General features: G+C 41.5%; 26 protein-coding genes. 16 read left to right on the forward strand and 10 right to left on the reverse strand.

Annotated elements, in window-relative coordinates; all coding sequences use genetic code 11:
* The first annotated feature begins 23 nt into the window (after nt 1-23).
* The 8 genes from H6G28_RS23335 (at nt 24) to H6G28_RS23370 (ending at nt 6,226) form a co-directional block, all read left to right on the forward strand.
* Nucleotides 24-1,133 carry a precorrin-8X methylmutase gene (locus H6G28_RS23335; RefSeq protein ID WP_190674574.1) on the forward strand — a complete coding sequence of 370 codons (1,110 nt, stop codon included), beginning with the start codon at nt 24-26 and terminating at the stop codon, nt 1,131-1,133.
* Between the two features lie 923 nt (nt 1,134-2,056).
* Nucleotides 2,057-2,821, forward strand: coding sequence for a serine O-acetyltransferase (gene cysE, locus H6G28_RS23340; RefSeq protein WP_190674577.1), 765 nt, complete (start codon nt 2,057-2,059; stop codon nt 2,819-2,821).
* Nucleotides 2,822-2,873: 52 nt separating this feature from the next.
* On the forward strand, nt 2,874-3,107 hold the full coding sequence (locus H6G28_RS23345) for an Asr1405/Asl0597 family protein (protein ID WP_190674579.1): 234 nt from the start codon (nt 2,874-2,876) through the stop codon (nt 3,105-3,107).
* 123 nt (nt 3,108-3,230) lie between these two features.
* Nucleotides 3,231-3,428, forward strand: coding sequence for a DUF2949 domain-containing protein (locus H6G28_RS23350; protein WP_190588704.1), 198 nt, complete (start codon nt 3,231-3,233; stop codon nt 3,426-3,428).
* 459 nt (nt 3,429-3,887) lie between these two features.
* Nucleotides 3,888-5,021: a homocitrate synthase gene (gene nifV / locus H6G28_RS23355; RefSeq protein WP_190674582.1), complete on the forward strand. Its 1,134-nt coding sequence runs from the start codon at nt 3,888-3,890 to the stop codon at nt 5,019-5,021.
* On the forward strand, nt 5,008-5,295 hold the full coding sequence (locus tag H6G28_RS23360) for a nitrogen fixation protein NifZ (RefSeq protein ID WP_190588706.1): 288 nt from the start codon (nt 5,008-5,010) through the stop codon (nt 5,293-5,295). The genes nifV and H6G28_RS23360 overlap by 14 nt, the downstream gene beginning before the upstream one ends.
* Nucleotides 5,270-5,473 (forward strand): putative nitrogen fixation protein NifT, encoded by a 204-nt coding sequence (gene nifT / locus H6G28_RS23365; RefSeq protein ID WP_190588707.1) that lies wholly within the window; start codon nt 5,270-5,272, stop codon nt 5,471-5,473. The genes H6G28_RS23360 and nifT overlap by 26 nt, the downstream gene beginning before the upstream one ends.
* Nucleotides 5,474-5,680: 207 nt before the next feature.
* Nucleotides 5,681-6,226 carry a (2Fe-2S) ferredoxin domain-containing protein gene (locus tag H6G28_RS23370; protein ID WP_190588708.1) on the forward strand — a complete coding sequence of 182 codons (546 nt, stop codon included), beginning with the start codon at nt 5,681-5,683 and terminating at the stop codon, nt 6,224-6,226.
* Between the two features lie 14 nt (nt 6,227-6,240).
* On the opposite strand, the gene H6G28_RS23375 is transcribed toward H6G28_RS23370, so the two are convergent.
* From H6G28_RS23375 to H6G28_RS23395, 5 genes are all read right to left on the reverse strand, one after another.
* Nucleotides 6,241-7,155 carry a bilin-binding protein gene (locus tag H6G28_RS23375; RefSeq protein WP_190588709.1) on the reverse strand — a complete coding sequence of 305 codons (915 nt, stop codon included), beginning with the start codon at nt 7,153-7,155 and terminating at the stop codon, nt 6,241-6,243.
* A 10-nt stretch (nt 7,156-7,165) separates the two neighbouring features.
* Nucleotides 7,166-7,426 (reverse strand): hypothetical protein, encoded by a 261-nt coding sequence (locus tag H6G28_RS36950; protein ID WP_242048273.1) that lies wholly within the window; start codon nt 7,424-7,426, stop codon nt 7,166-7,168.
* Entirely contained in the window at nt 7,416-7,997 is a 582-nt protein-coding gene (locus tag H6G28_RS23385; RefSeq protein ID WP_190588710.1) for a hypothetical protein, read from the reverse strand. The genes H6G28_RS36950 and H6G28_RS23385 overlap by 11 nt, the downstream gene beginning before the upstream one ends.
* Before the next feature lie 325 nt (nt 7,998-8,322).
* On the reverse strand, nt 8,323-8,649 hold the full coding sequence (locus H6G28_RS23390) for a DUF433 domain-containing protein (RefSeq protein WP_190588711.1): 327 nt from the start codon (nt 8,647-8,649) through the stop codon (nt 8,323-8,325).
* A 317-nt stretch (nt 8,650-8,966) separates the two neighbouring features.
* Nucleotides 8,967-9,962, reverse strand: a complete 996-nt coding sequence (locus H6G28_RS23395) for an ATP-binding protein (RefSeq protein WP_190674585.1) — start codon at nt 9,960-9,962, stop codon at nt 8,967-8,969.
* Nucleotides 9,963-10,068: 106 nt separating this feature from the next.
* Between H6G28_RS23395 and H6G28_RS23400 the strand changes: the two genes are divergently transcribed.
* The 3 genes from H6G28_RS23400 to H6G28_RS23410 all read left to right on the forward strand — a co-directional run bounded on the left by H6G28_RS23400 (nt 10,069) and on the right by H6G28_RS23410 (nt 12,182).
* Complete coding sequence (locus tag H6G28_RS23400; RefSeq protein WP_190674588.1) at nt 10,069-11,259, forward strand: DUF58 domain-containing protein; 1,191 nt, start codon at nt 10,069-10,071, stop codon at nt 11,257-11,259.
* 165 nt (nt 11,260-11,424) lie between these two features.
* The gene (locus tag H6G28_RS23405; RefSeq protein WP_190588714.1) at nt 11,425-11,790 is read left to right on the forward strand and encodes a ferredoxin thioredoxin reductase catalytic beta subunit; all 366 of its coding nucleotides are present in this window, start codon (nt 11,425-11,427) and stop codon (nt 11,788-11,790) included.
* The gene (locus H6G28_RS23410) at nt 11,787-12,182 is read left to right on the forward strand and encodes a DUF309 domain-containing protein (RefSeq protein ID WP_190588715.1); all 396 of its coding nucleotides are present in this window, start codon (nt 11,787-11,789) and stop codon (nt 12,180-12,182) included. Before H6G28_RS23405 ends, H6G28_RS23410 begins: the two co-directional genes overlap by 4 nt.
* A 138-nt stretch (nt 12,183-12,320) precedes the next feature.
* Here the strand turns inward: H6G28_RS23410 and H6G28_RS23415 are convergent, their stop codons facing one another.
* The 3 genes from H6G28_RS23415 to H6G28_RS23425 all read right to left on the reverse strand — a co-directional run bounded on the left by H6G28_RS23415 (nt 12,321) and on the right by H6G28_RS23425 (nt 16,311).
* A complete protein-coding gene (locus H6G28_RS23415) occupies nt 12,321-13,682 on the reverse strand; it encodes an NAD(P)/FAD-dependent oxidoreductase (protein WP_190588716.1) in 1,362 nt (453 codons plus the stop codon).
* Nucleotides 13,683-14,005: 323 nt separating this feature from the next.
* Nucleotides 14,006-15,502: an aldehyde dehydrogenase family protein gene (locus tag H6G28_RS23420; protein ID WP_190674631.1), complete on the reverse strand. Its 1,497-nt coding sequence runs from the start codon at nt 15,500-15,502 to the stop codon at nt 14,006-14,008.
* A 107-nt stretch (nt 15,503-15,609) separates the two neighbouring features.
* Nucleotides 15,610-16,311 (reverse strand): cyclase family protein, encoded by a 702-nt coding sequence (locus H6G28_RS23425; RefSeq protein WP_190674592.1) that lies wholly within the window; start codon nt 16,309-16,311, stop codon nt 15,610-15,612.
* A 186-nt stretch (nt 16,312-16,497) separates the two neighbouring features.
* On the opposite strand from H6G28_RS23425, the gene H6G28_RS23430 reads away from it, so the two are divergent.
* Together H6G28_RS23430 and H6G28_RS23435 are read left to right on the forward strand one after the other, a co-directional pair.
* Nucleotides 16,498-16,788, forward strand: coding sequence for a nucleotidyltransferase family protein (locus H6G28_RS23430; protein WP_190588718.1), 291 nt, complete (start codon nt 16,498-16,500; stop codon nt 16,786-16,788).
* Nucleotides 16,785-17,126, forward strand: a complete 342-nt coding sequence (locus H6G28_RS23435; protein ID WP_190588719.1) for a HepT-like ribonuclease domain-containing protein — start codon at nt 16,785-16,787, stop codon at nt 17,124-17,126. The genes H6G28_RS23430 and H6G28_RS23435 overlap by 4 nt, the downstream gene beginning before the upstream one ends.
* 117 nt (nt 17,127-17,243) lie before the next feature.
* Here the strand turns inward: H6G28_RS23435 and H6G28_RS23440 are convergent, their stop codons facing one another.
* Nucleotides 17,244-18,023 (reverse strand): COP23 domain-containing protein, encoded by a 780-nt coding sequence (locus tag H6G28_RS23440; protein ID WP_190588720.1) that lies wholly within the window; start codon nt 18,021-18,023, stop codon nt 17,244-17,246.
* A 70-nt stretch (nt 18,024-18,093) separates the two neighbouring features.
* Nucleotides 18,094-19,701, reverse strand: a complete 1,608-nt coding sequence (locus H6G28_RS23445) for a M48 family metallopeptidase (RefSeq protein WP_190674595.1) — start codon at nt 19,699-19,701, stop codon at nt 18,094-18,096.
* A gap of 360 nt (nt 19,702-20,061) precedes the next feature.
* Between H6G28_RS23445 and H6G28_RS23450 the strand changes: the two genes are divergently transcribed.
* Genes H6G28_RS23450 through H6G28_RS23460 form a run of 3 tightly spaced genes read left to right on the forward strand, consistent with a single transcriptional unit; the run spans nt 20,062 to nt 21,130 of the window.
* Nucleotides 20,062-20,493, forward strand: a complete 432-nt coding sequence (locus H6G28_RS23450) for a Fur family transcriptional regulator (protein WP_190588906.1) — start codon at nt 20,062-20,064, stop codon at nt 20,491-20,493.
* Between the two features lie 57 nt (nt 20,494-20,550).
* A complete protein-coding gene (locus tag H6G28_RS23455) occupies nt 20,551-20,787 on the forward strand; it encodes an Arc family DNA-binding protein (RefSeq protein ID WP_190674598.1) in 237 nt (78 codons plus the stop codon).
* A gap of 4 nt (nt 20,788-20,791) precedes the next feature.
* Nucleotides 20,792-21,130, forward strand: a complete 339-nt coding sequence (locus H6G28_RS23460) for a type II toxin-antitoxin system PemK/MazF family toxin (protein WP_190588723.1) — start codon at nt 20,792-20,794, stop codon at nt 21,128-21,130.
* Nucleotides 21,131-21,154: the final 24 nt, after the last annotated feature.

A 21,154-nucleotide genomic window follows, 5' to 3' on the forward strand; every position in this document is an offset into this window, starting at 1 on the left:
TGTGGTTAGCTTGGCTGTGATGTATGAATAATTGTTCTTTAACAATCAAAGAACTAACGGAAGCGGTTGGTGGTGGCATTACGCCGCGTATGGTACGACATTATCATCAATTAGGTTTGTTGCCGCAACCAGTCAGATCGCCGAGTAATTATCGTCTTTACACAGAACAAGATGTCATCAGGCTGCAAAGAATTGTGGCGCTGAAGCAACAAGGGTTCCAACTCAACCACATCCGCCACATTTTGGAGATGGAACCAGAAACCGAAACTCTGACAGCGCAATTACAAAAACAGTATCAGGCAATTATGCAGCAAATTGCCCAATTGCGACAAACCGCCTCAGCCTTAGAAGGATTATTAGGACGCGATCGCCATTGTCAAATTATGCAGGCGGAAGTCTTAGCCCAACTAAAATTGTTAGAAGTCGAAACCCACATAGGATTAGGCGGGTTAGAAAAACTGTGGAATGGTTTAGATGCCCAAGTACACACCCACTCAGAAGCATTTGCCGAATCTCTACAACATTTATTACCTGATTTATCTGACCGTTCGGAAATTGAACAACACCTGATTTCGCAATTGGTTTTAGCCTGTGGTGATGTGAGTTTAGCATCTTTTGTGAGAGTCAGTGCCGGAGCGATCGCAGCTAGTCGTCACGCCTTATCAGCCAGTTGCGAGATTTTTGTGGATATTCCTACCGTTGCCGCCGCTTTAGATCAAACAAGATTAGCTCATTTAGGCTGTCATGTCACAACTTTAATTAATAACCCCCACATCACCACTGCCACAGAAGCCGAACAGGAATTTTGGCAACATCAAGAATGGCAAGAAAAATTATTACAAGTCTCCCAGGGTAGCATTTTAGTCATTGGTTATGCACCCTCTGTATTGTTAGCAGCCTGCACTGCCATTAAAGCACAAAAAATTCAACCCGCCCTCATCATCGGAATGCCCATCGGCTTTAGCCATGCACCCGCCGCCAAACGCCAAATTATGCAACAAGCAATTCCTACCATCACCACAGAAGGCACTTTGGGCGGTGGTTTACTAGCAGCCACAGCCCTCAATGCCTTGGTTGAGTCACTCATTGAAAAGCCCAATTGTCATTGCTATTTATCGGGGAATGGGGAGTAGGGGGTGTGGGAGTGTGGGGAGTGTGGGGAGTGGGGGGAGTGTGGGGAGTGGGGGGAGTGTGGGGAGTGTGGGGAGTGTGGGGGGTGTGGGGAGTGTGGGGGGTGTGGGGAGTGTGGGGAGTGTGGGGGGTGTGGGGGGCTGACAGGTGTAGGTTTTTTACATAAGCATGAGTCCATACTTGAAAATCAGCGTTTTGAACTCACTCAAAAATTTAAGATTCGATTGTCCAATTGCTGGAACACTTAAGTCGTCGTTTCAGCATCAGGTCAAAAATTACGGATTCATACACAACACAGAAAAACAAGGTTCATAATCCGACATATTGACCACGTAATCATCATAGTTTTAGCCACTTTGTAAAAAACCTACACCTGTCAGGGTGTGGGGAGTGTGGGGAGTGTGGGGAGTGTGGGGGGGAAAGATTTCTTCACCATCCTCCCACAAATCAACAGGGTGTAAAATCGGAATTTATTAGTATCTCCAAATACAAATAATAAAAGCTAAAACAAAGTGAAGAATTTGGTTTTTTGGGTGGCAAAACCGTAAAATTACAATCGTAACTAGAGATACAGAAATTAAGTTGTAGTCGTCTCTACACCCGATTTCCGGGCAATTGAGTACAGCTTAATATATCGTAAAATAACTTGGATAAATCGCTGCAAATTCAGACGGGTCAAGGTTTTGATGGTGAGTACCGCAATTCTTAAACCCCCACCCAAGAAATACTAGTACCCCTACTTTAAAAAGCTAGTACCCCTACCCCAAGAGAAATTTATTATTAATTAAAAATAAAGCTTTGTAGTGGTTGAGTACAACCTTAATAAATACAATAAATCCAACCGACATAGAGTGTACTGTCCTGTTGGGGGTCGCCTGCTATAAGCATAAAAATAGCACAAGGCTTTTTTACCCAGACAGTACCGATGCAACAGTCATTAGACAGTAATCAACCAGCGACAGTAGCGCCTGATTCTGTAAAAACATCCCTGCTGAAAAATTTACTCTCTGCTGTCACTTCTTTTGAGCCAGTGTTGAGTGATTTTCGGATTATTTTTGAACGTGATCCGGCTGCACGTAATTGGTTAGAGGTGGTGTTTTGCTACCCTGGCTTCCACGCGCTTTGTTTACATCGTCTGGCTCACTGGTTGCATCGTCGAGGCGTAGCTTTCTTTCCGCGTTTCATTTCTCATATTGGTCGATTCTTAACCGGAATTGAAATTCACCCAGGTGCAGAGATTGGTAAAGGCGTATTTATCGACCACGGGATGGGGGTTGTGATTGGGGAAACGGCGATTGTGGGAGACTACACGCTGATTTACCAAGGGGTGACTCTCGGCGGAACTGGGAAGGAAAGTGGGAAACGTCACCCGACTGTAGGTAACAACGTTGTGATTGGTTCTGGTGCGAAGGTTTTAGGAAATATTCAATTAGGCGATCGCGTCCGTGTGGGTGCGGGTTCCGTTGTGTTGCGTGATGTTCCGGCTGATTCCACTGTTGTCGGCGTTCCCGGACGAATTATTTCTCGCAAAGACAAGAATCAATCTCCTCTCGAACATAACAAACTCCCGGATGTGGAAGCCACTGTGATTCGTTCCTTATTATCTCGCATTGAGCAACTTGAACAAAAAATCAAAAGTTACGAATCAATCCGTCAATCAGAAGTTAAAACTCAAAAGGCAAAAGAATAAAACATAGTAACTAATATTACACAAAAGAAAAAGGACAAAGGACAAATGACCAATGACAAATAATACTTTAGGTGAGCAAATTTTACAGATTCCATTGAGCGATCGCTGGCGAATTTATCACCGTTTGCAAGAGTTAATGATTCCCTGTGCTTGTCACCCTGATGGTTCTTTACGAGTCCAAGTTAACAGTTTACTGGCAGCAATTTTAGTCCGTAGTACGATTATGCAATTTTTCGCTCCACGTCAAGAATTGGTCAACTGGTTAAAACATTGTTGGGATTTATAAACCTGTCTTGACAAACCAAAAAAATCAGCTTCTCTTTTATTTTTAACTCTGATTTTTTTAGTTGCCTAAATTGCATACTCAATCTTTAATTCTCCTCTATACTTATCTGTTTCTGGTTTAGTTATGTCCACCCGCACGAAAGAATCAAAATTCATCAAATTTTTACATACAGAACTCGAACTCACCAATGCAGATATTGCTGTAGCACTGCGACACAAAAAGTTTGATGATGCACCATTACCGATGCTGCTTTGGCAATATGGATTGGTCAACTTAGAACAGCTAGAACAAATTTTAGATTGGCTAGATGAGCATAGATAGGGAGATGGGGGAGATGAGGGAGACAGGGGAGACAAGGGAGAAATTGGAGCTTTGATTTGTGGGATGAACTGAACAAATTTTTACTGGCAATATGTTGGCGATCGCTAGTTACAACTTTTTGGCAGAAATGACTTGCAATTATCGGGAGATAGGATTATGATTTCTAGCTTTGTTTGTGGATTTGTTTTCTTATTTGTTTCCAGTCTACTTAACACCTATTTGGGCTATCTTCTACTAGAAAAAAGTGTGCATGACAATAGTGAAAATGGCAGTTAAATTATACTGTCGTTTTGTTTTCTGTCATACAGATGCGATGTCTTTATCTGGTTAATATTAAAGAATGATGAAGACAAAATATTAATTGGATTAATTTATAGCATTTACCTTTACTCAGCGTTGCGGAAAATAATTAACGCTACAGAAAGAATATTAAGAAAAATTCCTATGAGGCTGTTTGAAATGAGTGAAATCATAATTAATGACACTACATTACGCGATGGCGAACAAGCAGCAGGTGTTGCTTTTACCTTAAAAGAGAAAATTGCGATCGCCAAATTTCTCGATGCTATCGGCGTGCATGAATTAGAAGTCGGTATCCCAGCGATGGGAGAAGATGAAATTCGTGCCATCTCAATCATTGCTGACTTGGGATTAAAAGCCAACCTCCTCGCCTGGAACCGCGCTGTAATTTCTGATATCAAAGCTTCCATTGCTTGTGGAATGCAGCGAGTACATATTGCGATTCCGGTTTCCGGTATCCAAATCGCTGCCAAGTTTCATGGACAGTGGCGAGTAAGTCTGCAAAGACTCAAAGATTGTATCAGTTACGCACGCGATCGCGGTCTTTGGGTAGCCGTCGGTGGCGAAGATTCTTCCAGAGCCGATGAAAACTTTTTGTTAGATGTCGCTCTGTATGCTCAAGAATGGGGTGCATCTCGCTTTCGTTTCTGCGACACCGTAGGAGTTCTCGATCCTTTCACCACCTACAAAAAAGTTAAGCGCCTTGTTTCTTGGTTGTCGATTCCTGTAGAAATCCACACCCACAACGATTTCGGCTTGGCGACAGCTAACGCACTTGCCGGAATTAAAGGTGGCGCAACATCTGTTAACACCACCGTCAACGGCTTGGGTGAAAGAGCAGGTAACGCCGCTTTAGAAGAAGTTGTCATGGCCATCAAACGCATCTATGGCTTAGATATGGGAATTAACACACCCCGTTTGTTGGAATTATCGCAACTTGTAGCCGCAGCCGCCGGTGCTGGTGTACCACCTTGGAAAGCAATTGTTGGTGAGAATACCTTTGCTCACGAATCTGGAATTCATGCACACGGCGTATTACAAAACCCTAACACCTACGAACCCTTTGCACCAGAAGAAGTTGGTTGGGAAAGACGTTTAGTCGTTGGTAAGCATTCTGGAAAGCATTTGGTATCTAGCTTACTTCAGCAGCATGGGATCTTTCTCAACCCCGAAGAAACCCAATCTGTATTAGATGCAGTCCGCCAACAATCAGTTAAGAAAAAACGCAGCCTGACAACCGAAGAACTGTTGAACTTGGTAAAAGAACAGAGGTATTCTCATGCAACCCGATGAATACGAATTAGAGTCAGAACCTGATTTTGAAATTGGTGAAAAAGTCAGACTCCGCAAACAAATTAAAAATGACGGTACATTTCCCGGTAGAGAAATTGGCGAAATTTTAGCGAAGAAAGGAGACATTGGTTACGTAGCAAGTATAGGCACTTTTTTACAACGTTCCTATATTTATGCGGTGCATTTTTTAGATAAAGGCATTGTTGTTGGTTGTCGCAAAAAAGAACTAGAATCTGCTGAGGAAAATCATGAAGGTAATGCTACGGATGAATGATAATGGTAATTTAACAGTCTACGTCGCTAAAAAAGATTTAGAAGAAGTAGTAGTTAAACAAACAGACGGTGAAGCTGGTAAAATTCTTACCTTAGCCAATGGTTGGGAATTAGAATTTCCCGAAATACCTGATGTAGCAAATTTGCCTAAAACTGTAGAAGCTAGACGCTTGGCTTGAAATCAGAGGCTAGAGAATAAAAATATTCATTCCTGATTTGTAGGCTATTACCTATAGGAATCTAGCGAAAAAATACAAGTCAACAGTAAAGAGAGAAGGCAAAAGGTAACAACCAATTTTTCCTTCTTCCTTTTTACTCAAGAATCAGCAAAAATGCCCCACAAGCATGGGGTTAATTATTTTGTAATTAAATTTTGAGTAGTTAACATGGGTGACAAATATCTCAGATTATCGGAATTGAACTTAGAAGGTCAGTTCCAGGGTTTTGCAGGCATTAAATCAGGAAAAGCTAAATATCTGCAATTAGCAATTCCTTCTGGTAATTTATATATCAAATTACCAAAAGATTTGCGTAGTTCGTTGCAATGTAGTTTAGCTCCTGGTGAGCAAATTCATGTTTGTGGTGTGAGTAAAGTCAACACACGCACAGGCAAAATCAAAATTAAAGCACATCAAGTCACACCAGTTGCTGCTTGTCCAACTCAAGAATTATTACCGCAACCAGAAGCCAAAATTATGGTGTGTCAAAAATCTGGCTGTGTGAAAAAAGGTGGTAAAGGTTTATTATCAGAATTAGAAAAAACTCTGTGCGATCGCGGTTTGCGAGACAAAGTAAAAATTGAACACACAGACTGTCAAAAACGTTGTAGCAGCGCCCCTAACTGCGTTTTGTTACTCGGTAAAAAGAAGTATAAGAAACTTCATCCAGAAGCGATCGCATCATTGCTAGAAAATCACTTAAATGTTGAGTGAGTAAATATTTGGATTTAATTAATAACAGTTATCAATTTTTCAAAATAGCTGTTTAATTCATAGATTAAACTAATGCAATCAACATGATCAATATCCGTTGATTCATTAGTTATCTTTAAGATATTGTCTTGCATTCTGTAAATCAAAAAAATCACAGATTCGTGGTTTAAATTTAGAGATTGTGAAGTTTCTTTTCTATCCAAACAATCAAGTCTAAGCTTATCAAAAACGCTAGTGTCATAAGATAGTATGACATACATAATGTATTTTAAAATATTTGCCATATCTCTTTGGATAGTTTCTATATAGCTCTTGATGTGTGCTTGATCATTTGAATCAATTAGTTTTTGCTCTATTAACAAGTCTTTGGCGCAATTAGCTATTATCTGATGAACATTCTTCAGGATAAAATCAACAAAATATAAACGCTTTTCTTCTTCCTTAACATAACGCGTTATGTAATGGGTAGGATTGTCAAATAAGCAATAAGAGTCTAAGAACTGTTTTACTGGTACTAAAGAAAAAATATTTTCTGAAATATATTTAAAATCTAAATTATAGAATATTTGTAAATTACCTTTTTTTCTACTTAGAATATAATCGAGATTTAAAACACTTGCACAGGCTAACTGTATTGCAAATTCAAAATCTTCTATTTTATAACTGCTGGCTTTTGCTAAAATTTGATCATCAATAGGGCAAATATTCATGATTGCTCGAATCTCTGATAAAGCTTGCCAGGCGATCTCAATATCTCCTTTTTCTCTACCAATATCAAATATTTTGTTGAGAGTTGTTAGGGTTACATAACCTTCTATCTGCCCAGACTCGATTAACTCCCAGAGTTTTACAGAATATTCTACATACGGCTCTCGGTCTAGCAGAACATCTAGTAGAATATCAAAATCTACTAAAACACGTCTAATCACGTATGTTTACCTAAACTTGATTATTAGTTTTAGAAATTTCAGCATCAGTCGAAGAATGCTGATTGTGTCCTACTTGCTTCAGTTTAAATAGTCCACGCACTCGTTTCAGCCTTGGTAGTTCTTCTGATGATTCTTCGTCAGCTGCTTCAACTTCAGGAAGTAAATTTGCTACTCCAAATAATTGTCCTAAAGAAGATGTTTTTAGAAAAGCTTGTCTTTGAGCGTGTGTCATCATCTCTTTTGATCCTGCTCTAATTTCATCACTGCTCATACTGTATTGCTCCTCCCCATTGGCTTTCATGTCGCTGGCAGAATGCTTCTGCTGCTGTTCGTGAGAATCTGAAGCCATATAAATCTTCTCCAGGAGTGCTACGTGCGAAACCAAGATATTCCATCTGCACCTTATCTCTGTAGTATGACACAGCTGTATCTAGAGCTTCTAGAATAACGAGTGGATCATCTGATTGTGCTTGACAAAACTTTAAAGCAACCTGTGTTGCATACCAGATTAACCATTTGCCAATAGGTTCCATAAACCGCCCAGCAATTTCTCCTCGACTTGTAGGGTGCGCTTCTATGTGTTCTATCTCTAAAAATCTGGGAGGAACAGAATTGGGATAAAGATATGGATAAAGACCATAATGCACTAATCCCCAAACCTCATCCTGATAAACAATTTTGACTATATTTTGACACTCGAAGTTAGTATTTTTCCAGAAATTCACCCAGTTACAAGACCAATTATTTGGTATGTCATCTATACTGGCTGGGGAAAGAAAAGCATTATCCTGAGCCAGTGCATTTATTTGGACTTTTACTTGATAGCATCCAATGTGAGTCAATTAACTTTGATAATTTTTAGTACAGTTACAGATCCATAAATTATACAGTTAATTAGCTATTACTCTATAGTATCTTTTGAATATAACAAACAGTTTTTTTAATTAATAGGACTTATGCAAGAACTCTCTCAAACTCTTATAAATTCGTGTCCTTTGCGCCCTTTGTGGTTCGTTTTTTCATACTTTTGCGTAAGTCCTGATAAATCTAACATTTAGGAATTAACTTCAAAGTTTTGATGATGTTGGGTTCCGTTCCTCCACCCAACCTACGCCTAATAACGACAACCGGAAACGGAAACTGCTCATCTGCGTAAAATCTTGCCATTTACGCTACCTGATTACGCTCAATTACCAATTCAATTTCATCAGAATGAGCTTTTGCATATACCCAAGCATTAGCTAAATCTGTAGCTGAAATGCTGGGATAGCTTGTCAAAAGGTCAGCATCACTATATCCAAGACGGCGAGCTTCCACAAGTACCCAAACTGGAATACGAGTGTTGGCAATTCGCGCCTCGCCACCACAGACTCCAGGGGTTTTCTCTATTCCTTGCCAACTGCTACCAAGACTTTGGGCAAGTAACTGTATTGCCTGCAATTTTTCACTAGGGCTAAGAGCAAGAAGTTGGTTTTCTAATTCTCTAAGTGTCACGAATTTAAATTTTTTGGTATTTTGTCAGACTATAATTTACGCGATGTGCGATTTATTCTTGAAACCCCTCTCCAAACCTCTCACGCCAGTCGCTACAACGGAGGGAACCTCCGCAACGCGCTGGCTCCCCGAAGCGGAGAGACGCTTTGAATCTTGCTCCCCTTCTCTGTCTGCGACACGCTGCGCGAACGTAGGGAAGGAGTTGGGGGTTAGGTTTGAGATAAAGTTGTACACGGCGTTATATCTACAATTCTAGATTTCATATTCAAATTTCAGCAGTCAAGTCTCTGAGAAAGGCTCTCATCATTAGGTTCCGCTTACGTTTTGGGGTCTTCCCACCAGGATGATAAAGGTTCTCGCAGTGCTTCTTGAATTACTTCTTTAATATGTGGGACATCCAATTTATCCCGCGTCGGCCCTGCAAAACGTGGGTCATACATCACAATATGAATCAAACTCAGTGCAGGTTCCCAGTTGACTTCTGCTAATGCTTGTCGAAAACCTTCAACATGGCTGCCGTCATCTGGGGTTCTGGCTCCATTTACCCATGAAAATATGCGGTTTTGCGAGAAGCGATCGCCAAAAGCTGCCGCTTCAATCAAAATATTATTATGATGCAAAGTTACGTGAAATGGCTCATTGTTAGCGTCTGTTTGCCGAGTCAAAAGTATATATCCCAGCATTTTCAGTCCTTGTGGTGCATAGAAACGCTCTTCATTTAATCCAATTCTCAACCCAGCAAATAAATGAGCAGTGTCAAACAAAGCCCTCCGAATTATCCCGACTCTGGGTTGTGTTTGTCTAAAAAGTTCAGGATCAGGTGTGACTTCAATTTTGGTTCCTCGACCATTACCTTGTTGAATAATCTTGGCTGATCCTTGAGCAATTCCTTTACTAAAACACTGTTCCCATAGCATTCCAGAACGCCAACTTTGTACCTTAAGTTGAATACTAGTCGCATTCATTGGTGCTAAACCAACGCCTCGGCTAACTATATGAACATGGGGAGTGTGTTCATCAAATGAGCGTGTTTGATGAATCCGAGTTAGCAACTTAGTAGCCAGGCTAACACCTTCGATATCACTGGGTTCATCAAATGGCAGTCCTGGGCCATCATCTACAACTGAGATAGTGGTTCCATCCAAAGTTACATTCACAAAGGTTGCTTTTTTTGTCAAATAAGCATCAAGAACATTGGCTACCAGTTCATAAACAAACTGTTCTGTACCTTGCACTCCTGCACTCCCAAAGTACATAGCCGGTCGGCGACGAATTGCTTGAATTTCTTCTATGTGACTGAGGTTGTTAGACATTTTTGCATTATCAAGGTGATGCTTGCTAATTATTATGATTGTTCTGCTCGTGAAATAACACCAGCGCCACTGTGAACTTCCGGTGATTTTGGGTTAAAAAAGAAACATGAAAATTATCAAACCCATCACCAACTGGTTAGAAAATCGGGCAAGTACACCTACATACGGCGGTTGGGTGCTTGCGGGAGTTGCTATTTGTTTTTTTGGGGCGGCTGTCAATACGATGGCGGGGTGGCTGTATGCTATTAGCGGTGTGAGTGTGGCGCTGTTGGTAGTAGCAGCAGTTTTACCACCACGATCGCTTGTTGGTTTAACTATCACCCGCAATCCAATTCAGCCTGTCTCGGCTGGGGATGAATTGACTGTAGAATTAGAAATCCACAATCCCACGTCACAATCTGTAAGTTTGCTGCAAGTCGAGGATATTTTGCCTTTTGTTTTGGGTAAGCCAATCAAACAGCCAATAGAAGTTATTCCGAGTAAAAATAGTTACCGTTGGATTTATTATCACCAAACCCAGCGTCGAGGTATTTATCGTTGGCACAATGTGGAATTAGCAACTGGCGCACCTTTAGGTTTATTTTGGTGTCGTCGTCAGCGAGATTGTGAAGCGATCGCTATTGTTTACCCCACTGTATTACCTTTAACCACTTGTCCCTTAGTTGATGAAATGGGACAAGAAGAAAGCAAAAAAGGTGATTCTATCAATCGCCCATTGCAGACAGCGACATCGGGATTAGTGCGATCGCTGCGTCCTTACCGCATCGGCGACCCCACCAGACTGATTCATTGGCGGACTAGCGCCCGTTATGGTGAATTACGAGTCCGGGAGTTAGAAGTTGTCACAGGTGGACAAGAAATCATTATTGCCTTAGATAGTGGTGGTGAATGGCAAGAAGATGATTTTGAGGAAGCCGTAATTGCCGCAGCCAGCTTGTACTTTTACACACAACGGATGGGAATGCCCGTCAAACTCTGGACAGCTGGGACAAATTTGGTAAAAGGCGATGCCTGCGGCAAGTCCTCCGGCCTACGCATTGTTCTAGAAACCCTAGCTGCGGCAACATCTCAAGAAGATATCAACGCCACAGAAACACCAAACAATCCTTTAATTTGGTTAACTCAAAATTCTCTGACACTCTCTTCCTTACCCCAAGGCAGTCGTTGGATTTTGTGGCAGAATAATAATTCCTCAGATCAAGCATCAACGGTTGTCAATCGTGACTGCCCTGGTATTGTGGTGCAAAGCGAACAAGCTTTACAACCCCAACTACAAAAACCTTTACAAGCATTTTAAATGAGTATTCTATGTATTTAATATTTCAATGAATGCTAATTTATTGCGGTTTTTGTTAAATATCATCATTGAATCTGTTCAGGTTGGGGAGATATCCCCAGTAATAGCGCCTTGAGGCTGAGGTACAATGCAAAGAAATATTTAAATTATGAGCGGCCGATCCACATGATCACATCAGAAGTTAACACACATTCCAGCGATAAAAGCTTAGAAGCAATGCGGCATTTTTCCGAACAATACGCCAAGCGTACTGGAACGTACTTCTGTAGTGAACCTTCGGTTACAGCAGTGGTAATTGAAGGGTTAGCCAAACATAAAGACGATCTAGGTGCGCCTTTGTGTCCCTGTCGCCACTACGAAGACAAAGAAGCTGAAGTCAAGGCTACATATTGGAACTGTCCTTGTGTACCAATGAGGGAACGGAAAGAATGCCATTGTATGCTGTTTTTAACATCAGACAATGAATTTGCTGGTGAAAGCCAAGAAATCTCTATCGAAACTATTAAAGAAGTAAGAGATAGTATGGCATGAGCGAAACTATGCCCCAAGAGTTTTGGCAAGGTGTAGAACAGTTCAACTCTGGACAGTTTTACGCCTGTCATGACACTTTAGAGGCTTTGTGGATCGAAGCCATTGAACCCGAAAAAACTTTTTACCAGGGCATTCTCCAAATTGCTGTAGCTTTGTATCATCTCAGAAATGAGAATTTGCGCGGCGCAGCTATTTTACTCGGAGAAGGAAGCAACCGCCTGCGCCGTTATCCAGATAGTTATGGCGGTATTAATGTAGATGAGTTATTAAGCCAAAGTGCCGAATTATTGACAGTATTACAGCAAACAAGTTTAAACAAAATTCCGGCAAGTGAATTGCTGGAAAATCAAAACTTGCCGATACCTAGACTTTTACTATCTAATGATTGTTAAACAGGGAACAGCGAAAAATCATCATGGGCAAGGGTGAAAGGGTATAGGGGTGTATGTATCCAAAACCCTTACACCCCATATTCTTTCACCCTCACACCCAATCTCTACAGACAATGTTGGTGCGTAAGTCCTACCTTTTTAGACATTGAGTGCTTGTCTTGGTGGTGTGGCTTTGTAATATTTACTAGGCGCTTCATTTCCTGCTTGTGCCAAAGCTTCTTGCCCAGTAATCAATCTTGCGCCACGTTTGCGGGTGACATAGTTCCATACCCACTGAATCATGACTACTAGTTTGTTATCAAACTCAATTAAGAAGTAGATATGAATCAATAGCCAAAATAGCCAAGCAAAGAAACCTTTGAGTTTGATAAAGCCTAAATCCACGACGGCTAGATTTTGCCCAATCATGGCTAAACTGCCGCGATCGCTATAGTTGAAAGCAGGTAAGGTATTACCTTTGATTTTTTCCTTAATTAATTTAGCAACATATTCTCCCTCTTGCATCGCTACTGGCGCAACACCAGGAAGAGGTTTGCCATTTTGATGGGAGAAGTTTGCTAAGTCGCCAACTACATGAATGTTGGGATAGCCTTTGATGCTTAAGTCTGGTTCAACAACCACTCGTCCGGCGCGATCGCATTCTGCACCTGTACATTCTGCTAAAACTTGCCCCATTGGTGAAGCTTTCACACCTGCTGCCCATAATACTGTTTTGGCAGCAATTTCTTTCACTTCATCACCTTGTTTGAGGGTGACAATATCGTTTTCAATGTTGGTGACTAAAGTTTTGGTTTGAACGCTAACACCCAATTGCTGTAAAGATGCTTCTGCTTGTTGCGATAATTCTGGTGCAAAGGGTGGCAAAATCCGATCTAGTCCTTCTAGAAGTAAAACTCTCGCTTCGGATGTGTCGATATTGCGGAAATCTTCTTTGAGGGTTTGATAAGCAAGTTCAGCGATCGCACCTGCTAATTCTACCCCTGTAGGGCCACCACCTACAATCACAAAGGTTAACCAAGCCCGACGTTTTTCAGGATCAGTTTCTTTTTCTGCGGCTTCAAACGCCGAGAAAATCCGGCGACGCATTTCGATCGCATCTTCTACAGTTTTTAAACCAGGCGCAAAATCTTCCCAGTTATCTTTACCAAAATAGGAATGCTTGGCACCTGTAGCCACTATTAACGTATCGTATGGTATCGCTTGATCACCCAAAAAGACTTGCTGTGCTTGGGGATCTATATCATTCACCTCTCCCAACAACACTTTCGTATTTTTGCTTTTGTTTAATACCGATCGCAACGGAGAGGAAATATCAGCAGGTGATAGTGTACCTGTGGCAACTTGGTACAGCAATGGTTGGAACAAGTGAAAATTACGTTTGTCAATCAGCGTTACGTCTACCTTAGCCTTAGCCAGTGCCTTTGCTGCATATAGTCCACCAAAGCCACCACCAATGATCACGACTTGATGCGGTGGGTTATTCTCAAGGGAGTCTACCATAAGAAGAAATATTTCCTAGTGTTACGGGTGCTGTAACTATTCTTAACAAATATGTATCAAACTTGTCATATATGTTTCTGTTCACGCTGCACAAATGAAAAAAACATAAAGGTAAGCTAGATTACCATTCCCAGGTGATACATATTACATTCATATATTGCCCTCTTAGCTTTAGTGTTTATCGCCCTTTGTTTAGATACATTACAAAGGGCATTATTTTATGAGGATTTCTGCACAAAGATTGTTTGTGGCGACTGGGTAAAAGGGTTTGGGGTGTCGGGATTTTAGTTTATTTTCGCCCAACTCATGCAAGAGGCGATTGACTAACTTCGATTATCTATTTGGGCGCGTTGTAAACTACCAGAAAAGTCAACATACACACTCTTCCATTCTGTGAATACATCTAAAGCAGTGGTTCCGGCTTCGCGGTGTCCGTTACCTGTTTGTTTCACACCACCAAAAGGTAAATGTACTTCTGCGCCAATAGTCGGGCCATTAATATAGGTAATGCCTGCTTCAATGTCCCGCATGGCGGTAAACGCCCGGTTGATATCGCGGGTATAAATGGAAGAAGACAGACCGTAATTAGTATCATTGAGAATAGCGATCGCTTCTTCAAAGGAATTAACCTCAATTAATGCCACTACAGGGCCAAATATCTCTTCACGGGCAACGCGCATATCTGGCGTAACATTATCTAAAATAGTTGGCCAAAAGAAATTACCCTGTTGTAGTTGTCCTTCAGTGGCAATTTCGCCACCAATTAAAATTTTTGCCCCTTCTTCACGGGCAATTTTCATATATTCATTCACCCGTTGCAATTGCCTTTGATTAATTATCGGCCCAATTTCTGTATCTTGGTCATAACCAGCACCCAAGCGTAACTTACTAGTACGCTCATACAGCATTGCCGTAAACTCTTCTTTAATGTCACGGTGCAAGATCAGCCGACTCGTAGCCGTACAACGTTGCCCAGTTGTCCCAAAAGCCCCCCAAACCGCACCATCTAAAGCTAGTCCTAAGTCGGCATCTTCCATCACCACTTGGGCATTTTTACCGCCCATCTCCAGACAAACACGCTTGTGAGTGCGTCCGCAAGTTGCACCCACAAAAGCACCCGTTTCCGAAGAACCAGTAAACGAAACTAAATCAACATGGGGATGTTCGACTAAAGCTTTACCAACTTCTTCACCAACACCATGCACTAAGTTAATTACACCTGCTGGTAAACCGGCGGCGGCAAAAATTTCTACTAGTTTAGTTGCACAAGCGGGAGTATCTTCAGCAGGTTTGAGAATAACAGTATTACCGCATACCAAAGCCGGCATAGCTTTCCAGCAAGGAATAGCCACAGGGAAATTCCACGGTGTAATTAAAGCACAAACACCAATGGGCATTCGCACCGTCATCGCAAATTTATTCGGCATTTCTGAAGGTGTCGTTAACCCAAACAGCCGCCTTCCTTCACCAGCACTATAAAAAGCACAGTCAATACCTTCCTGCACATCACCCCTAGCTTCGGTTAAGGGTTTACCCATTTCCCGACTAATTAATTGGGCGAGTTCTTCTTTATGCTGGAGTAATAATTCTCCCACACGAAAAATATATTCGGCTCTGGCTGGGGCAGGAACTTGCCGCCAACTACGGTAAGCTTCACGGGCGGCGGCGACGGCTTTATCTACATCCTCAGTGTGAGAACGGGGAAAGGTGGCGACAACTTCACTTACCAAAGCTGGGTTATAACTTTCCAGAACGTTTCCTGTCGTAGCATCCACCCACTGACCATTAATATAATTGCGACAAGTTAGCAAAGTCATAATTAGTATTTAAAAATTTTTTTGAGATAACTGCTATGGATTTGATTTGCTTTCTACGTTAACGTCAAGTTTAAAGAATGGGCAGAAGGCGAAAAAGTTATACACAAAAGTTAAGGCACAAAAGCCAACACACCCACAGGAGAACCAGAACCACCACGCAATCTGAGAATAGCGATCGCTAATGTAGTACCTTGAGGAGGTAGTTGATCTAAATTCGTCAAGTTCTCCAACACAATACCCTGCTGTGCCAACACTAAATGGTTAGTCGTAAAACTGTTATCTTTTCCAGGATCAACACCGTGGGTATCAATTCCTACACCAGCAATTTGCCGTTCATCCAACAAAAACTGTGTAGCATCACCTCTAAAGCCTGGAAAGTGCATAATTCCTGCCGCATCTTGGTTAAAGAAGGCATGACTATCAGTCCACTTGTGCTGCCAGCCAGTATACAGTATGACTAAACTACCCCTGGCAATCACACCGTATTTTGCCTCCCAAGCCAGAATATCAGCAATACTCAAAGCATAATCAGGATTATTCCCAGCAACTTCGCAGACATCTATCACTACTGCCGATAAAACCAGTGATTCCGCCGCATATTCATCAATTCCTACACCAGCAGTATCAAAACTATTCGGGGCGTTGATATGGGTAGCACTATGTTCACCTAACGCAAAACGCCGCAGATAGTAACCATCATTTTGAATATCAGCAACAGTGTTAAGTTCTATCGCTGGGTCGCCCGGCCATAAAGGTATATTTTCATCAATAATATGGCTTAAGTGTATAACGCGGGAATAATTAATTTGCATAAAGTACAAAGCAATATAGCGTTTCTCGGTTGAGTGCAGTACAAGTAGATAGGAGATAGAGGCTAGAGGCTAGAGGCTAGATGAATGTACCTCATTGCAATGAAAAACGCCATAGCAGAAATCAGGTGATAGATAACAGAAGCTTTCACCATATATTATGAAAATAAGAAAGATTTAAGTTAGGTTATGGGTATTGATGAAATAATCACAGCTTACCGTGAAGAAATTTTACAAATTGCTGCTGAGTACGGCGCATATAATGTGCGAGTGTTTGGTTCTGTAGCTAGAGGAGAAGCTACACTAGATAGTGATGTAGATTTTCTGATAGACCTTGAACCACAGCGAACTTTACTAGATCAAATTGCTTTCATACAATCTTTGGAGCAATTACTTGGACGTAAAGTGGATGTAACCGAAGTAGAAACTTTACATGAGTTAATTAGAGATGAAGTGTTACAGGAAGCTGTAATGTTATGAAAGGCGATCGCTTGTACTTGAGTAACATCAAAGAATGTATTGAGCGCATTGAGCTTTATACCTGTAGTGGCAAAGAAGTATTTTTGCAAACCTTAATTATTCAAGATGCGGTAATTAGAAATTTTGAAATTATTGGGGAAGCAACAAAGCGATTATCTCCTGAAATAAAAGCAGCTTATCCAGATTTACCGTGGCAACAGATAGCTGGTTTTCGAGATGTACTCATTCACGATTATTTAAAGGTAAATTTAAATCGAGTTTGGGGTGTAATTGAGCAGAATTTACCAGAACTAAAATCTACAGTTGAGGAAATTTTGCAGAGATGGGAAGAGTTGTAAGTATGTGAAAATTTCCTGTATTATACCAATAACAAAAACTCTCACTCTAGCCCAAATAACACAGAGCTTGAATGAGAGTTTTCATCAGTCAAGATTTGACATTCACTGCACACAATATTACCGGAAATTACCAGGATTTAAGCGAGTCCGATTTTGAGATTGAGTCGGAGTTTGACGACGAATTGCGACACCATTGCGTAATTGTGTTCCAGTTCCACCATCTTTGCGATCGAGGAACGGTTTAAGATTAATGCCACTTCTCGATGAGCTAACTCTGCGATTATTTCCACCTAAAATTGTACGTCCGATATTGTAAATTTCATCTGCGCCGCCTCTATTGTTGCGGAAAGTATTCACAGCAGTAGTTTGTTGACCATCATCCGCAGAAATTAAATTTTGGAAAATGCTATTACGGACAGTATAAGGGTCTTTGTCTCTTGGTACTGTCAACACAATGCGGCAGCTAGAGTTAGCTTCGGTAGTGACACAAACAATATTTTCGTTATTCAAAAAACCTGTTTGGAGTTCTTGCAAACCATCGGGACGATATTCTTCTAAGCGTTGAGCAATAGTAACACAACGTTTGTACGGGTCCCAACCACCACCCAATTGTGCAGGAGCAGCCCAAGGAAAGAATCTTCCTGGTTGGCTTTCGGGTTGATACATTACTATATATTGACCATTGCTGTTTTGACAGCTAAATCTGGTACCAGTCGCTACGGTACCACTAGAGGAAGTGTCTACAGGATTTGATGAACCTGATGGATAAGGATCGGAAGTGGTAGGTACAACAATACCACCACCATCATTAACTTGAGCAAAGGCGGCGGAATTACCTAAAAATAAAGATAAGCCCAAACCGCTTAAACATAATAGCTTCAAGGGTTGAAATGCCATAAATTATCCTTTAGTAGATATGAGGTTAGCTAATTGATAATTTCAGTGACGCAGAAATTTGTTTTTTGATTCATTCAGAACGCCGCTTTTTCTCTTTTCGTTCTTTTTCTTCTTTGAGGATTTGTTTAATTTTGGCTTGAATGGCTGTGTGACGTTCAACGCCTTCATAACTGTAGCGGTTGTATTTACCCCGAATAATTAAGTTTTCGAGATAATTTACCCGTTCTTTACCGCCGGGGTGAGATGATATCCAGGTAGGAGGCGCATTTTTTTGTTGTTTTTGTAGTGTCGCCATCAAGTTACGCAACCCATCAGCAGCATAGCCATTCGCCACAATTAAGCGAGTACCCAAAACATCTGCTTGACGTTCCATATCACGGCTGTAGCTGAGGGAGAAAAGTTGACCGACTGTACCGCCAAAAGGCAGATATTGGGTGACGTTAGAAATTAAGTTTCCTTGGGTAACTAGTTGAAAGCCGTGGGATAAAACTACATGAGATAATTCATGACCGATTAACCCAGCGAGTTCAGCTTCAGAATTACTTTTAGCGATCGCACCAGCATTAATAAAAACTTTACCTCCTGGTAAGGCAAAGGCATTCAATTCTTCTTCAGGAATCACAAAAAATTCGTATTTAAATTCGGTGCGTCCTGAAACTTTCACTAGTTTCTGCCCAATTTCGTTCACATAGGCCAGCACTTCTTCATCTTTGACTAATGGTAGCTGTTGTTTTGCTTGTTTCGCTACCGACTCACCCACCGCACCTTCGCCTTGTAGCAGCAAGATGGTAGAGTCTAAGGCAGAAAACGGCCCTAACAAACTACCTGTCACCGCATAGCCGACTGCACCTGTAATAATATTAGCGAGAGTGTTACCTCTAATTTCTTCGCGGATATGGGCTTTGTAGCGTTTGAGATTGATTTCTGCAAGTTGGGTAAATTCCTCGGCTTGCGGATCATTCGGATAAAGAATGGCAAATTGACGCGCTGCTAAGGATGCTTCCATCCATTTTTTTTCATCAGCTAGTGCGGTAACTTTAGCTTTAATTAAATCTGGCTGATCGGGATATAGTGATGATGCTTGTTCTAAAACCTCTACAGCTTCTTTGGGGCGATTATATTGCTTGAGAATCTCAGCATAGCGAATATGACCAGGAATAAATTCGGGATACTGTTCAACTAATAGTTTTAGCGGTACTTCTGTTCTTGTTTGCAACTTAGCCGCAATTCCCGCTTCTGATTCTCGCCAGTAAACTTTACCTGCTGGGGATAGTTGCGTCGCATCAATAATGGCGGGTTTACGTTCTTGAGTTGCAGTATCTGTGTTGGCGAATGGTGTTTTGACTTCCCGATAGAGTTTTTCTGCCTCAGTAATATTTCCGGCGAGGTATAATTTGTCTGCTTCGATAAATTTTTGTTGACGGGCAAGTTCTTCAGGCGTGAGTGCAGGTTCCGTGGCGGTGTCTGTTTTTTTCGGTTCAGTCGCTTCTGGCTTTGGCGTTTGGTTGGGCTGTGAACTTTCGGAACTGGGTGTATCTGTTGTTTCTACGGTGGTAGTGGCAGGTTCTTGGGCTGGAACAGGTGCTAAAGGTTGCGTCAGAATAATTACAATTGATGTACTAACTGACAACAAAATCCAACTCAAGGTGAGCAGCAGAGACTTCCTGGTTCGTTTCATGCTGATTTTATGCAAAGGGGCTATTTTAATGCTATGAGTAACTGACCCCATCCGCCTAGAGCGATCGCTACTGTTTTCCGATAATCTCAGGTTATAAAGAGTGCTGAGTGGAAAGTGCTGAGTGCTGAGTTAAAAGACCGCCCACGAGCGTGGTATTTATCATAGTACTAAAGTGTTGAGTATTTTTTTCTGACTCAGCACTGAGAATGATCAAGTTTTGCTGTTTGAACTGATATGATGAAATCATAACTATTCTGAACTAAGACTTATATATTAGTGAGAAGTACTCTCTACAATTTATCTTTCTGAAAAAGGTTATAATAGTGATCTATTTCTGTTAATATGATTCAAGTGAATGCTATGCAGCAAAAAGCTGATGAGATTGTCAAAACACTCAAGGGTAAGGGATTGCGAGTAACGCCTCAACGCTTCGCCGTCTATGCCAATCTACTAGGGCGAGAAGACCACCCCACAGTAGATCAAATTCTGACAAGCTTGAATCAAGATGCACCTACTTCTTCTCAAGCCACAGTATATGCTGCACTGCAAGCCTTACGGGAAGTCGGCTTAGTGCGAGAAGTGCTGTTAGAAGAAGGTGTCTCACGTTACGATGCCAAAGTTTTGCCACACCATCATTTTCGCTGCAACTGTTGTGGTGCAATTGAAGACATTGATTGGAATACCTTTCAGTGTATTGATTTGAATAAACTGCGTTCGGGGTTAAAAGCCGAACGCTATGAAGTGACTGTGCAGGGAACTTGCGATCGCTGTCAAACAAAGTTGGAAGTGTAAAATTTCAGTGCGATCGCAATACAATGAATAAGATATTCTATCGATATCTCAGTTCTTATGAATGGTTCAGGTGACATTGATGCTCAAGTGACATTGCCGATGGAACTATATCAGGCGATCGCACAACGAGCGCAAGCTCATGGAAATTCGGTGAGTGGAGAGATTGTCGCACTGCTGACTCCTTTGCTGGTACAAATACCCAATGAGTTAGAGGTCGAATTTGCAGCATGGGAAGCAGCAAGTGACGATGATTGGCTGACTACAGAAGGAATGCTGGCATCTCTGGGAGAATGAGATAGTGAGAGGGGATGTTCTGTTAGTAAGTTTACCAGATTCAGATAAACGAGAAGAACAAGGCAATCGCCCAGCGATCGCTGTTCAAACAGACATTGCGGTTTCGCCCATGTTAATGATTGTCCCAGTTACTTCTTCCTTGGGGGCATCAAGGTTTCCATTTACTGTAAGGATTGAGCCATCAGTGCTGAATGGTTTGACATTGCTTTCGGTAGCAATGGTTTTTCAGATGCGAGCGATCGATCCTAAGCGAATTATTCGTAAAATTGGTGAGTTGGAGCCTGAGTATTTGGTGCAGATTGATGGGGAAATTTGGCGAATGTTGAAGCCCCCGGAGGTTTAAAAAAGTCTGAAGTGTGAAATTTCA

This window comes from Nostoc sp. FACHB-190, from assembly GCF_014696905.1.
GTDB lineage: Bacteria > Cyanobacteriota > Cyanobacteriia > Cyanobacteriales > Nostocaceae > Nostoc_B.

Bases quoted from the DNA above. Each gene is read 5' to 3' on its own strand.
- H6G28_RS23335 (WP_190674574.1), top strand. From the start codon at position 24: ATGAATAATTGTTCTTTAACAATCAAAGAACTAACGGAAGCGGTTGGT.
- cysE (WP_190674577.1), top strand. From the start codon at position 2,057: ATGCAACAGTCATTAGACAGTAATCAACCAGCGACAGTAGCGCCTGAT.
- H6G28_RS23345 (WP_190674579.1), top strand. From the start codon at position 2,874: ATGACAAATAATACTTTAGGTGAGCAAATTTTACAGATTCCATTGAGC.
- H6G28_RS23350 (WP_190588704.1), top strand. From the start codon at position 3,231: ATGTCCACCCGCACGAAAGAATCAAAATTCATCAAATTTTTACATACA.
- nifV (WP_190674582.1), top strand. From the start codon at position 3,888: ATGAGTGAAATCATAATTAATGACACTACATTACGCGATGGCGAACAA.
- H6G28_RS23360 (WP_190588706.1), top strand. From the start codon at position 5,008: ATGCAACCCGATGAATACGAATTAGAGTCAGAACCTGATTTTGAAATT.
- nifT (WP_190588707.1), top strand. From the start codon at position 5,270: ATGAAGGTAATGCTACGGATGAATGATAATGGTAATTTAACAGTCTAC.
- H6G28_RS23370 (WP_190588708.1), top strand. From the start codon at position 5,681: ATGGGTGACAAATATCTCAGATTATCGGAATTGAACTTAGAAGGTCAG.
- H6G28_RS36950 (WP_242048273.1), bottom strand. From the start codon at position 7,426: ATGAGCAGTGATGAAATTAGAGCAGGATCAAAAGAGATGATGACACAC.
- H6G28_RS23395 (WP_190674585.1), bottom strand. From the start codon at position 9,962: ATGTCTAACAACCTCAGTCACATAGAAGAAATTCAAGCAATTCGTCGC.
- H6G28_RS23400 (WP_190674588.1), top strand. From the start codon at position 10,069: ATGAAAATTATCAAACCCATCACCAACTGGTTAGAAAATCGGGCAAGT.
- H6G28_RS23405 (WP_190588714.1), top strand. From the start codon at position 11,425: ATGATCACATCAGAAGTTAACACACATTCCAGCGATAAAAGCTTAGAA.
- H6G28_RS23410 (WP_190588715.1), top strand. From the start codon at position 11,787: ATGAGCGAAACTATGCCCCAAGAGTTTTGGCAAGGTGTAGAACAGTTC.
- H6G28_RS23415 (WP_190588716.1), bottom strand. From the start codon at position 13,682: ATGGTAGACTCCCTTGAGAATAACCCACCGCATCAAGTCGTGATCATT.
- H6G28_RS23425 (WP_190674592.1), bottom strand. From the start codon at position 16,311: ATGCAAATTAATTATTCCCGCGTTATACACTTAAGCCATATTATTGAT.
- H6G28_RS23430 (WP_190588718.1), top strand. From the start codon at position 16,498: ATGGGTATTGATGAAATAATCACAGCTTACCGTGAAGAAATTTTACAA.
- H6G28_RS23435 (WP_190588719.1), top strand. From the start codon at position 16,785: ATGAAAGGCGATCGCTTGTACTTGAGTAACATCAAAGAATGTATTGAG.
- H6G28_RS23440 (WP_190588720.1), bottom strand. From the start codon at position 18,023: ATGGCATTTCAACCCTTGAAGCTATTATGTTTAAGCGGTTTGGGCTTA.
- H6G28_RS23445 (WP_190674595.1), bottom strand. From the start codon at position 19,701: ATGAAACGAACCAGGAAGTCTCTGCTGCTCACCTTGAGTTGGATTTTG.
- H6G28_RS23450 (WP_190588906.1), top strand. From the start codon at position 20,062: ATGCAGCAAAAAGCTGATGAGATTGTCAAAACACTCAAGGGTAAGGGA.
- H6G28_RS23455 (WP_190674598.1), top strand. From the start codon at position 20,551: ATGAATGGTTCAGGTGACATTGATGCTCAAGTGACATTGCCGATGGAA.